General features: G+C 42.4%; 8 protein-coding genes and 1 pseudogene. 6 read left to right on the forward strand and 3 right to left on the reverse strand.

Features of this window, described 5'->3' with window-relative positions; genetic code table 11:
* Positions 1–36: 36 nt before the first annotated feature.
* Positions 37–351 (reverse strand): annotated as a pseudogene (locus tag BFG52_RS17535) (BapA/Bap/LapF family prefix-like domain-containing protein); the annotation flags it as partial.
* Between the two features lie 647 nt (positions 352–998).
* Positions 999–3,179 carry a carboxy terminal-processing peptidase gene (locus tag BFG52_RS13790; protein WP_067557448.1) on the reverse strand — a complete coding sequence of 727 codons (2,181 nt, stop codon included), beginning with the start codon at positions 3,177–3,179 and terminating at the stop codon, positions 999–1,001.
* Positions 3,180–3,373: 194 nt separating this feature from the next.
* Here BFG52_RS13790 and nagZ point away from each other — a divergent pair, with 194 nt between their 5' ends.
* From nagZ to pta, 4 genes are all read left to right on the forward strand, one after another.
* Complete coding sequence (gene nagZ / locus BFG52_RS13795; RefSeq protein ID WP_067557451.1) at positions 3,374–4,393, forward strand: beta-N-acetylhexosaminidase; 1,020 nt, start codon at positions 3,374–3,376, stop codon at positions 4,391–4,393.
* Between the two features lie 226 nt (positions 4,394–4,619).
* A complete protein-coding gene (locus tag BFG52_RS13800) occupies positions 4,620–5,891 on the forward strand; it encodes a glutamate-5-semialdehyde dehydrogenase (protein ID WP_067559572.1) in 1,272 nt (423 codons plus the stop codon).
* 548 nt (positions 5,892–6,439) lie between these two features.
* A complete protein-coding gene (locus BFG52_RS13805; protein ID WP_067557454.1) occupies positions 6,440–7,609 on the forward strand; it encodes an acetate/propionate family kinase in 1,170 nt (389 codons plus the stop codon).
* Positions 7,610–7,717: 108 nt separating this feature from the next.
* The gene (pta, locus tag BFG52_RS13810; RefSeq protein WP_067557457.1) at positions 7,718–9,871 is read left to right on the forward strand and encodes a phosphate acetyltransferase; all 2,154 of its coding nucleotides are present in this window, start codon (positions 7,718–7,720) and stop codon (positions 9,869–9,871) included.
* Between the two features lie 179 nt (positions 9,872–10,050).
* Here the strand turns inward: pta and BFG52_RS13815 are convergent, their stop codons facing one another.
* Positions 10,051–10,671, reverse strand: coding sequence for an NUDIX hydrolase (locus tag BFG52_RS13815; protein WP_067557460.1), 621 nt, complete (start codon positions 10,669–10,671; stop codon positions 10,051–10,053).
* A 307-nt stretch (positions 10,672–10,978) separates the two neighbouring features.
* Between BFG52_RS13815 and BFG52_RS13820 the strand changes: the two genes are divergently transcribed.
* Positions 10,979–12,346, forward strand: coding sequence for an MBOAT family O-acyltransferase (locus tag BFG52_RS13820; RefSeq protein ID WP_323807455.1), 1,368 nt, complete (start codon positions 10,979–10,981; stop codon positions 12,344–12,346).
* Positions 12,333–13,418: an SGNH/GDSL hydrolase family protein gene (locus tag BFG52_RS13825; RefSeq protein ID WP_067557468.1), complete on the forward strand. Its 1,086-nt coding sequence runs from the start codon at positions 12,333–12,335 to the stop codon at positions 13,416–13,418. Before BFG52_RS13820 ends, BFG52_RS13825 begins: the two co-directional genes overlap by 14 nt.
* Positions 13,419–13,550 lie beyond the last annotated feature (132 nt).

The following is a 13,550-nucleotide window of genomic DNA, read 5'->3' on the forward strand; positions in this document are numbered from 1 at the left end:
ATCATGATACAACAGCGGTTCTATGCTATCGATATAGCCCAATTGTACATTTTCTAAGACTGCACCTTGCGCATCGGTAAATTGTGCCCACAACAATTTATGCTGATCATCTTCAAAAACAAGGCTATTTTCAGTTTGGTACTGCCCATTTGGAAAGAAATTTTCGATGACAATTTTTTCACCGTTTTTGAGGAGGATGACGGCATTGTTGCCGTCTTTTGCGATCCGCTCAACGTCATGGTGATTGATCTTAATCAAAACAACAGAGGCCTCAGATACAGCAACGCTATCTCCATCAACGGTCTCTAATACTTTGTGTGTTTCTTTTGATATTACTTTTATCTCAGACATAATGTTTCCCAACCCAAGAAAATATAAATTAGATATTTAAAATTATTAATTTTTAAAAACTTAAATAAAGCCCACATAAAATAGAGCTATCGGGAATATCATAGAAAAGTAATAAAATAAAACCAATGAAATAGTTAAAAATATAAATGCCTTATAATGCTACATTTCTTATAACATAATGATATCCATACTTTGCTCTATCTCACACTTTTAAAAATAAAGCTCGACTTAAAAATAATATATCGCTGAAATTAAGATTTAGGCATTCAATAAAACTCGTTAAAATACGCACAATTAATCAGTTAAAAATTAAAAATAAAATAAAACACTCTGTCAAAATTATACTTTATTATTTATTTTAAAATTTAAGGTAATAATAAAGTAATAGATCAAGCTTTTAAAATCATACTAAGCGCTTATTCTAAATCCTGTTACTGTCAATATTTTTATTCTAAGCCCTTCTATTGTGGTTTATTCTGCGAGGTTCTTTTCTACTAGATCAAAGCTAATCATTGCTTTCATGGAGATACTTAGACCTTTATTGAGCATCCAAGATGCTTTATCAAAACACCACTCAGCATAAAAAAACCAGTGATATCTATCACTGGTTTTTCCGAAACAACCAAGCAAAATGACTCAGTATTTCCTTACTTTTGTAATTTGGCGTAATCCAATAAGATTTGCGCAGCCTCATTCACAAAAGTTTCTTCTTCAGGAAGTGGCGGGCGCTTATTGGCTTTCATTTTAGCACGCGTCTCTGCTTGTGCTTCCAGTGCAGCTTGATAGCTTTCCCAGTTAACATATGGCTTAAGCCCCGTGGCTAGACGGCGTGTATTTTCAGCAGCCAAGGTCTTTTGTTCTAAAGCCGCCAATTCAGCTTTACGTTTGTCGATATCTAACACAACTTTTTTCTGCTGTTTGGCTTCCTTCGAAATCGCCATTCGTGTTTCAAGATAGCTAAATTGCGGATCTTGTGTCGTACGTTGCTTCGATAAAGTAGCCAGTTCTGCTAAATATGGTTTGATGGTCCCTGCGCGTTGGAATGGTGCCGTTTGGATGGTATCCCATACCAAAGCATTTTTTGCTTTACGTTCACCAAACTCTTCGTCATAGATATCAACCAATTTAATATCTGGAATAACCCCTTTATTTTGTGTACTTCCACCGGTAATACGATAAAACTTACGCTGCGTTAAGGTCGCCTGTCCATGCGCCAGACTGTCCAATTGTACCTGAGCGGTCCCTTTCCCCGTGGTGGTACTTCCAATCACAATACCGCGACCATAATCTTGTACCGCTGCAGAGTAAATTTCACTGGCTGATGCTGATGCGAGGTTAATCAGTACTGCCAAGGGTCCTGCATAGGTTTGTACACCGCCATCGGTATCTTTAAACACGCTGACATTACCATTGCCATCGCGAATCTGTACCACTGGACCTTCTTTGATGATTTGGCCAATCATTTTTGCCACTTCTTCTAAAGAACCACCAGGATTATTTCTCAAGTCAATGATGATGCCCTCAACCTGCTGGGCTGCCAATGCTTTCAGGGCATTATTGGTATCTTCAGCAACAGAACGATATTCGTTACCCGCACGGCGTGCGCGATAGTTTAAATAGAAGGATGGGATTTCAATCACACCAAAAACATGTTCTTTACCATCACGGTTAACCGTCACTGTCCGTGAACGTAAACCGGCATCTTCTTCTTGAATCACATCACGGGTCAAGGTAATCACACGTGCTTGGCTCATCGGGCTACCAGCAGCTTGTAACTTCAGCGTGACTTTGGTACCGCGTTTACCACGAATCAGCCCCACAATTTCTGAACTTTGCCAGCCGATCACATCTATCATTTTTTCGCCATCTTGTGCGACGCCAATGATACGATCACCAGCGCGTACCTGACCCGACTTACTGGCTGGACCACCATCTACAATGGTTTCAATTTTGATGTAATCTTCATTGCCCCGCTCAGGACGAATCGACACCCCAATGCCCTCGAGCTGCAACGTGGTTTGACGATTCAACTCCATGGCATCAATCGGTGGGAAATAATTACTATGCGGATCATAAGTTGCCATCATGGCGTTGAGGGTTTTATCTAAGACATCATCGCTTTTTAAACGCTCAATACGTTGTAATTGGCGGGTATAACGTTTGGTCAAAGTCTGAACCGGGGTGAGATCTTCAGAGCTCGTCAAATCCTGCCCATTCGCCAAAGATGGATCTGCTTTTAACGCTTTTTGTTTAGCTTTTTCTTCATCTTTGGCAATGGTTAGATTGATCAGTTGTGACACGATCATATTTTTCCAATGCGCTTGCTGTTGCGCTGTACTGGTAAAATAGGGGGCTTTCTCACGATCGGTATCGATATAAACATCAGGTTGATGTAAGTCTTGTGGTTTTTTTAACTCAGCCAACATAAAACGATAGAAATTTTTTAAGCGTTCACGATAATCGGCATGAATCGCATATCCCGCGGTTAAATCACCCGCTTTTAATCTCGTCCCAAAATTTGACGCATAGGCTGCTTTATATTTTTCTATATCTGATGCCAGAAAAATATTATGGTCTGGGTCCAAAGCATCTAGATACATGTCGAGGATTCGTGCTGAAGTCTCGCTATCTAGTCTCATATTTAAATAGTGTTGACGGTCAACCAAAGTTGCTAATTGGCGCGCGACCAAAGCTTGTGGTTGGGTGGGTTGGAGAGTAGACGAAACAACTGCAGGCTCTTTTGCAGCGTTCGCTTCACTGATTGCATGATTAAAAAGCAACCCACCAGTCGCAACAGCAACGGCGCAGGCAATTAATTGAAGTTTCATAAATTCTGTTGAAGTCCTACGGTTTCCAAATTCTACGCTGTTTTAAACTGAATTGATTAATATCAGAATCTTAAACAACTTATCAGGTTTATACTTTGTCGTTTTATCATACTCTGCAACTATAAAATGTAGCAAATCATTGCTGATTTAAGTTATTGTTGCTGCAGTTTGACGCGAATACACTGGAATAATTTATGATTGGCGCATTGATGTTAGATATCTCTGGCACAACTCTTACACAACAAGATATAGACTTATTACAGGCTCCACAAGTTGGCGCAGTTATTTTATTTCGTCGTAATATCGAATCGCCCCAACAAGTCCGCGCCCTGACAGATCATATGCGAAAGGTCCGTCCAGATATTCTAATCGCGGTTGATCAAGAAGGTGGTCGCGTACAACGTCTGAAAGATGGTTTTAGCTTACTTCCAGCAATGGGGCGTTTTGGTGAGCTTTATCAACAAGACCCCACACAAGCATTACAACTCACAGAACAATGTGGCTGGTTAATGGCAAAAGAAGTATTGGCTGTGGGAATTGATTTTAGCTTCGCCCCTGTGCTCGATCTCAACGGCATTAGTGATGTGATTGGGGATCGCGCTTTTGCCAATACCGCACAGCAGGTCATTGTATTGGCACGTGCTTTTATGCAAGGGATGCAACGTGCTGGCATGGCAACCACAGGTAAACATTTCCCCGGTCACGGCTCTGTACAAGCCGATTCACATGTTGCTGCGGCAATTGATCCACGCAGCTATGCAGACATTTATCAGCAAGACATGCAAAGCTTTATCGAGCTCCAACCGCAACTAACAGCCATCATGCCGGCCCACGTGATTTATTCCCAAGTTGATGCCCACCCGGCTGGTTTCTCAGCCTTTTGGGTACAACAGGTATTACGCCAGCAACTTAAATTTGACGGTGTTATTTTCTCTGATGATTTAAGTATGCAAGCTGCCGATGCAGCGGGTGATGTGACGGCCAGAATTCGCGCCGCACTGGATGCTGGCTGTGATATGGGCTTAGTCTGCAATGATCGTGCCGCGGCATTGGCAGCACTGGGTGCCATTGAAGATTATCCACTCCCCGATCAGACCCGACTGGAAAAAATGCGTGGACAAATTCCAGCAGTGGACCCCGCACAACCATTGGCAGCAGATGCACAGTGGTTAGCAGCAAAACAGCATATCGAACAATTCCGCACGCGGGTTTAATGCTGTCCTATTGTTTGCTGGTTGTGTACCTATTGTTTGCTGCAATACCCATATATGACCAATACACGGTCTAAGCCATACACGGTATTGTTTCAGCGACAGCAATTAGAGCAAAGCGCACTGTAATGGGTTATTCAATTTAATCAATTAATTGTCATAGCGTCATGGGCACAGTTAAGCTACTATCGAAGCCATGACGCTCCACTCAATTTTGGGTTTTCTACAGATGACTGCACAAGATTCTATACAGCATTACATGCTACAACTTGGCAAAAATGCACGCCGAGCCGCGCAAACTTTAGCTTGCGCCACCACCAACAGTAAAAACCAAGCGCTGGCGGAAATTCACACGCAATTAAAGCACCATCAAGCAGACATTCTTGCTGCCAATCAAATCGATATGGCACAAGGACAAGCGAAAAATCTTGATGCTGCGCTCTTAGACCGTTTAGCACTGAATGAACAACGCTTCCAAGCAATGCTGGATGGACTTCAAGATGTGATCTCACTGAAAGACCCTATTGGTGAAATTACCGATATGGCTTATCGCCCAACCGGTATTCAACTCGGAAAAATGCGTGTGCCTCTAGGTGTGGTAGGCATGATTTATGAATCACGTCCCAATGTAACCTTGGAAGCAGCGGCATTGGCACTCAAGTCGGGCAATGCCATTATTTTACGGGGTGGCTCTGAAGCCTTACATTCCAACCAAGCCATCGCTACCGCAATACATCAAGCACTCAAAAATGTCGCTTTACCCACTGAATCGGTACAAGTCGTCAACACACCGGATCGTAGTGCTGTCGGTTATCTGATTAGCATGGTTGACTATGTTGATGTCATCGTACCTCGTGGTGGTAAGGGCTTGATTGAAAGAATCACCAAAGAAGCCAAAATCCCTGTGATTAAGCATCTTGATGGAAACTGTCATGTATATATTGATAATGAAGCGAACATTGACAAAGCCCTCGCGATTGCCCTGAATGCCAAAACCCATCGGTATGGCGTCTGTAATGCCATGGAAACACTGTTAGTAAATGCTGAAATTGCTGAACGTTTTTTACCACAGATTGCCGTACTCTATGCTGAAAAACAGGTGGAATTACGCGGCTGCCCCATCACACAAAATATTTTAGCAGGACACGTGATTGCGGCAACTGAAGAAGATTGGTCGACCGAATATCTTGCCCCAATCCTTGCCATTAAAGTACTACCAGATATGGATGAAGCGATTCAACATATCAACCATTATGGTTCACACCATAGCGATGCGATAGTCACAGAAAACTTTAGCAAAGCACGACAGTTTTTGGCACGTGTCGATTCAAGCTCGGTGATGATCAATGCATCTACACGTTTTGCAGATGGTTTTGAATATGGTTTGGGTGCAGAAATTGGCATTTCAACCGATAAAATCCATGCCCGTGGACCGGTTGGACTAGAAGGTCTAACCTCACAAAAATGGGTGGTCTTTGGTGACGGTCATATCCGCCAATAATCACATATGCATCAAGCATCAACCACCAATAGCGTCATGCTGATTTGCAGTACACGTTTGCAGTGCTAGATCGTTTGCAACGCTAAAAAGATATCCATGACACTATCGCGATCGCAATAATATCTGTCTTATACCTGTGATTTACTTGCCTTAGCCTAACTTAATGTTGGGCTTTTTAGCATCTACTGCGCCAGCAATAACCTAAAAAATGGTTCAAATCCATGCCAAGATTCACGTTATCGTTACATTTAGCCACAACTTATATATCGTCAATAAATTGCAGACCAATCAAATGCACGGTAAATTAAAGCTAATTTAAAAAATTTAACGCACAGATATTAAATATACATTTTTGTATCGTCGATAGTGCTTAAGTCTAATCGGCTAAAGTCTATCTATGCTGCTGTGAATGCGCATGATACAAATTAAGCCTTGGTTGTGACCATTGCTCGTCAGCAGCAGCTTATTGCACGAGCATCAGTATAAAAAATGGTCCGATCTATAGGGAATTAGCGATCTACAATTTTGTTTTTATTTGAGTAATAAACGTGTCTACATCAGTATTAGTAATCAATTGCGGCTCTTCATCTATCAAATACGCACTCGTTTCAGACCTGCGTGAAAACCGAATTTACGGTATTGCAGAAAATTTAAATTCAGCTGATGCGCGTATCAAAGGTATTACCTTTGGTGGTCAGCCACTCGAATTAAGCATTCCCTATGCCGATCACAGCCAAGCATTAGAAACCATTTTAAATCGGCTATCACATTATAAACCTCAAGCCATTGGTCACCGCGTCGTTCATGGCGGCAGTCTCACCAAAGCAGAATTGCTTACACCAGAGATTATTGAAAAAATTCGTGAAGCAACACCACTCGCCCCTTTACACAATCCAGCACATTTGATTGGTATCGAAGCGACCTTAAAACTGTTCCCAGAACTGCCACAAGTAGCAGTATTTGACACAGCCTTCCATCAAACCATGCCAGAGCATGCTTATCGTTATGCCTTACCAAAATTCCTCTATACCGAGCATAACGTACGTCGTTATGGCTTCCATGGTACCAGCCATGCCTATGTGACGGACCGAGCATCAGAACTCGCTGGAGATTTTCGTAAGGGTGGTTGGCTCTGTGCACATTTAGGTAATGGCAGTTCGACCTGTGCGGTATGGAACGGTGAAAGTATAGACACCTCTATGGGATTAACCCCATTAGAAGGCATTGTCATGGGAACCCGTAGCGGTGATGTAGACCCAAGCCTACACAGCTTTCTTGCCAGCAACTTAGGCTGGGATATCGAAAAAATAGACAATATGCTCAATAAAGAAAGTGGATTACTTGGCTTATCCAATCTCTCCAATGATATGCGTACATTAGTTGAAGCATCTCAAGCAGGCAATGAAGATGCTACATTGGCCATTGAAGTCTTTAGTTATCGTCTGGCCAAATCACTTGCTGCGCTCAGCTGTGGTTTACCCACCATTAATGGTCTAGCGTTTACAGGTGGTATTGGTGAAAACTCTGCTTATATCCGTGAAAAAACCCTAGCTTATTTACCGCATTTCTCCTTCAAACTAGATAAAGCACTCAATAACAACTTAGCACGCGGTAGCGAAGGTCGTATTGACCAAGGTGAAGGTCCACAAATTTGGGTGATTCCAACCGATGAAGAAGGTCGTATCGCACAAGAAACACGCGCAGTAGTCGATGCTTAATGCGGGTAGAGCAGATGCATTGCATCTGCTCTAAGATTTATTTTTTATTCTCTCATTTTTTGCCATGCCCAATGATGGGCTATTTGTCATTAAGGCTATGAAAAACATATGAAAACCATACTCGTCGTTCCAACCGCTGAAGGCGTCGGTCTTACGTCAGCCTGTTTAGGCTTAATCTATGCATTAGAATGTCAGGGCATCAAAGCTGGCTTCCTTAAGCCTTTTTCTCAAGAACGTCAAAATGGACCAGACCGTAGTAATGCGCTCTACCAACATTTATTCAAATCAGAAACTGTTGAGCCCATTAACTATGAAGAGCTCACGAGGCAATGGCAGAGTGGGCAACGAGATGAACTACTCGAACAGGCGGTTCATTTACACCGACAGATTTCCAAAACACATGATGTGATTATTGTGGAAGGGTTGGTGCCAACTGCACAAGATGGTTTCAGCAATGAACTCAATGCCGCTTTGGCTCAAGCGCTCAATGCCAAAGTTTTGTTTGTTAGCCAAGCAGATCTCAATCATGCACTACACAGTGCTAGTATTGTCGATCATCAATTACGCCAATTCGGCGGAACCGCATCCTCGCGTACATCTGGCATTCTCTTTATGCGTACCCGCGGTCTACCCGAAGAGTCTGCACAAATTCCTGTTACGCTCAACACCAACTTACGCTTAGTCAAAGAAATTACCGAATTTGAATCGCAAATCAAACGTAACTTCCCTGAGATTGGCAGTGCTTCGTTCCCTATTGTTGGTATGGTCCCGTTTAGTAATACCTTAAGTGTGCCACGAGTCTCTGATTTAGCGACCCAAATTCATGCCAGTTGGATTAATCGCGGCAAGGCAGAAAAGCGCCGTGTACTGCATAGCAGCCTAATGTCCGCCAATATTAATCACGAACTCAACAAGTTTATTGCTGGTGAACTGATCATCAGCTCTGCTGATCGTATTGATGTTCTTTTGGCCAGTAGCTTAGCGGTAAGTAATGGTATTCCGCTGGCAGGTTTAGTGCTGTGTGAATATCCACAGCCTCAACAGTACATCTTTGATTTCTGTCAAAATGCCGTAAAGCATGGCTTACCAATCTTGCATACCTCAATGAGCCCACTGGATGCTGCACAACGCCTCAAATATCAGCACAATGAAATTCCTGTCGATGATATCGAACGTGCGACCCAAGTAACTCGTTTTGTTGCCAGTCATATCGACCCAGAATGGTTGTCACAGTTGGTTAATGGTGACTATAGTGCACGTCTATCACCCTCAGCATTTCGCCATGAACTGGTACAAAAATCCATTAGCGCACATAAACGTATTGTTCTACCAGAAGGTGATGAACCGCGTACCATTCAAGCAGCGGCTATTTGCCAAGCACGTGGCATTGCCCAATGTGTCTTATTGGCAAAACCAGAAGCAGTGATCGAAATTGCTAAGGCACGTAATATCGACCTTCCCAATGATCTGGAAATTATCGATCCAGATTTGATACGTGATCAGTACATCGATGCCATGGTTGAACTGCGTAAAGGCAAAATCAACCAGCTACAAGCCAAGGAGCAATTACAAGATACTGTGGTGCTCGGGACCATGATGCTCGCCTTAGATCAGGTCGATGGTTTAGTCTCTGGCGCAGTACATACCACCGCCAATACGGTACGCCCAGCGTTCCAACTGATCAAAACCGCACCAGAATACTCTTTGGTCTCTTCAGTATTCTTTATGCTGCTTCCCGACGAAGTCTATGTCTATGGTGACTGTGCTATTAACCCAGATCCAGATGCACAACAACTGGCTGAAATTGCTATTCAATCGGCGGACTCAGCCAAAGCATTTGGCATCGAACCAAGAATTGCTATGATCTCCTATTCAACAGGATCTTCAGGCACAGGGGCCGATGTAGACAAAGTTCGTGAAGCCACCCAAATTGCACAGCAACGCCGTCCTGATTTATTAATTGATGGACCACTCCAATATGATGCGGCATCGGTCGAAAGTGTTGGTCGCAGTAAAGCACCTGACTCCGCTGTTGCGGGACGTGCCAATGTCTTTATTTTCCCAGATCTCAACACGGGGAATACCACTTATAAAGCAGTACAACGTGCAGCCAATGTGATCAGTGTTGGACCGATGCTACAAGGTCTCAATAAACCCGTGAATGATTTATCACGTGGCGCACTGGTAGATGATATTGTATTTACCATCGCACTGACTGCAATCCAAGCTGAGCAACAAGCCCAAAGTATCCAAAATAAATAGCAATGCATTAATCGCGGCAAATCAATACTGCGTGAATAAATAAAACATTGCTAATCATGATAAGCGCTAAAGTGAAACACTTTACGCTATCTTGTGCACATTACGATGTGCACAAGATAGCCTTTGATTCGATTGGATCACAGCAAATATAGGTCACGGCAAACAGTAATTTTTTGCCTCTAATCAAATTGAGTGCTTGAATCAGGCTGTTGCAGTCGATCAAAAAAATGTTGAATTTGTTGTTCAGTGACACGTGCTGTAGAAATTTTTGGCAGCTCACTCCGTGAGAAAAAGCCCAGTTCTGGCGTTTCATAACTTGTAGTCAACACACCAGACAAAACTTCGCAGCGAAAAAATGCTTTATAGACATGCAGAAAAGTCGGCTTATGCCCGTGTTTGCGCATGTCACTCAGTTGCAATAGTTGCGTTACTCGAACCTCTAACCCAGTTTCTTCTAATACTTCTTTTTGTACATTCTCACTGGCTGAATAACCTGGATCTGCCCAACCACCCGGTAAAGACCAACATCCATCACTACTTTCTTTGACCAAGAGAATTTTATCCTGCTTAAAAATCACGGCACGGACATCAATTTTAGGTGTCGCATAACCAACATCTTTTAAAACATCTGCTTGAAAATGTTGCGTATCAATGTTTTGTAGTTGTAATAACCGCTCTACCAGACCCAACAGTTGTTGATAACGCTCCTGATCATAGATGTCCCGACTATAGTGCAAACCGGACTGTGCCAATGCCATCATTTGCTGCACAGTCGCCAACCATGATTGTTGTTCAGACATCAATGATCTCCTTATTCATAGATAATAAAAATACAATCGTATAACTTTGCTGTAAGGTTGAGCGCATCATGCGTACAGCATTTTAAAAACTAATTTTTTTGCTATAAATAGCGCTTGTACTAAAGCAAGATTATGCTAGAATTTCGCAGCAATCCGCGCCTAGACAAGCATAACAATGTTCTCTTTTTTATCCATAGAATTCAGCCTATTATTTATAATATTTTTTGCAATCTATTGGGCATTTCGCGCCTCGCCGCACATACAAAATTTATTATTATTGGCTGCAAGCTATAGCATTGTTTATCTCATGGCAGGCGGACTTGCCATCAGTATTTTATTGGCGTTTAGTGCGATTGTTTTTGCCTTATCCCTAGCCATGGACCGCTTTAGTGCGCAGCGCAAATTATTTCTTTACTTGGGTATTGTCATTACCATTGCACAACTGGCTCTGTTTAAGTTTTACGACTTTTTCAAAGAACATATCAGTACTGTCATGGCGCAGCTACAGCTAGACAGTTCTGGTTTGGCAGCCAATCTGATCTTACCACTGGGAATTTCTTATTACTCCTTCCAAGCGATTAGTTATTTGGTCAGTCGTTATCGACAAGAACTAGACGTCCCGCGCTTTAAACTATTAGATTTATTTTTACACTTTAGTTTCTTTGCTACGATTACCGCAGGTCCTATTGCACGTGCACAATCGGCAAGAGGATTACAGGACGTCGATGGCAAGCCTTGTGGTATGAGCGAGCAGATTCGCCGCACCGAGCCACGTAAGATTTTATATCCGAGCTTGGCATTATGTCTGATCCTATTCGCATTGATCAAGAAATGGTGGATTGCTGGTTGGTTAGCCGATCAATGGGTTAATCCTGTCTTTTCCAACCCGATGCAATACCATAGTCTCGAAGTCCTCACCGCGATTTATGGCTATACCTTACAGCTCTTTTTAGACTTTTCTGGTTATAGCGAAATGATGATCGGCTTTGCTCTCTTACTGGGTTTACGTTTACCGGTCAATTTTAAAGCCCCCCTACTCGCCCATAATATTCGTGACTTTTGGGATAAATGGCATATTAGTTTGTCGACCTGGATTCGTGACTATATTTATATTCCGCTAGGCGGTAGTCGGGATGGTTTTGCGAGAACCCAATTTAACCTATTGGCTGCCATGGTGTTTTCTGGTGTATGGCATGGTTATGGCTGGAACTTTTTCTTTTGGGGGCTATTCCATGGGCTTGCCTTGGTTTTACTCAATTGTAGCGACAAACTATATGAAAAATTATATAAAGTCAGTCCCAAAGAGGCGCGAAATCGCCTGTATCAATCCGGTGTAGTGGGTAAAATTCTTGGGGTATTTATCACCATCAATTTTGTTTGTTTCTGCTTTGTTTTCTTCCGTGCCAAAAACTTTGCAGAGGCACTGCAAGTTTTCCAAGCTTTATTGCAAAATACCATTAATGTACCATTGGTTAATAATCCGTTGTATCTATTGGTATTACTCAGCTTGGCTTGGATCATGTATCCCTTTATACGCCGCTTATCTACTCAGCTTAGACGACGTATCGATACCTTGCCACAATACGCGTTATCTATACCGTTATTTGTTCTATTCATGATCATTGTTATTTGCGCACCTTCAGGCATTCCTGGATTTATCTATGCAAACTTCTAATCCCCCCTCAGCTCTGCCCACGACAGAAGATCAGCCACAAAATGCTGAGGAGCAAACACCTCCATCCCGCAGGCGCTATTCATTTCTTTTTATTTTTAGCAATTTGCTGACCTTTGCTGTGCTTGGCTTATGGATTATGCAAAACTCCGTCAATGCTTATTACCAGCAAACGTATCATCAACCCAGCCCCTTAGCATTTTTAGATGACTATGCACTCTGGCATAAGGGACAAGAAATTGGCGAAACGTTATATAAAAAACATGATCAAGTTCAACTTGCCATTCAAAAATTCAACCAACACTGGGTTGATCTGTTTAACCAAGAATATGCCTACACTGCAGAGTTTAAACAACAACAAGCTCTCAAAGCTGAGCAACAACGGTTATTGGCACAACAACGCGCAGCGGCACAAGCTAAACAGGCATTGCTCGATCAATTTAGGATCAACAAACAACAACAAGTGTTTTTTGCCGGCGACTCGCTTATGCAAGGTGTCGCCCCCCATGTACAAAAATATCTGCAAGAAAATTATCAGGTCAATACCGTCAATCTTAGCAAGCAAAGTACCGGCTTATCTTATCCAAGCTTCTTTAACTGGCCAAAGACCATTCAAGAAACGCTGCAAAGCAATCCCAATATCAAAATCTTAGTGGTCTTTTTAGGGCCGAATGATCCATGGGATATGGCAAATCCTGCTGGTGGTCGCTATCTCAAATTTCAATCTCCTGACTGGGAGGCATTGTATCGTTCACGTATTGCCGATATTTTCCAGACTGCTCAACAACATCAAGTCAGCGTGATGTGGATTAGCCCGCCCAATATGCGTAAAGATAGTCTGAATCAACAAATGATCTATTTAAACCAAGTCATTACTGATGAAGTCAAAAAACATCATGGTTATGTGATTGACTCACGCGCCTTACTTGGCAGTCAAAATAACGTTTATAGTGACTATCGTATGGAAAATGGTGTATCGAGCAAAACACGTAGTGCCGATGGAATTCATTTTTCTGTCGAAGGGCAAAAGATCGTTGCTGCAAAAATTGCCGAAAACATTCATGTTGTTTCCTAAAGCATTCAGGTGATATGGTAAATAATTCATAGCTGGACTTAAGCTTAAACCGTCAAGGCTCCAGCTAAAACCGTCAACGCTTAAATGTAGTAATACGCACAAAACGCAGCTATCGCTGCGTTTTTTATCTAT

It is taken from the genome of Acinetobacter larvae (assembly GCF_001704115.1).
Classification (GTDB): domain Bacteria; phylum Pseudomonadota; class Gammaproteobacteria; order Pseudomonadales; family Moraxellaceae; genus Acinetobacter; species Acinetobacter larvae.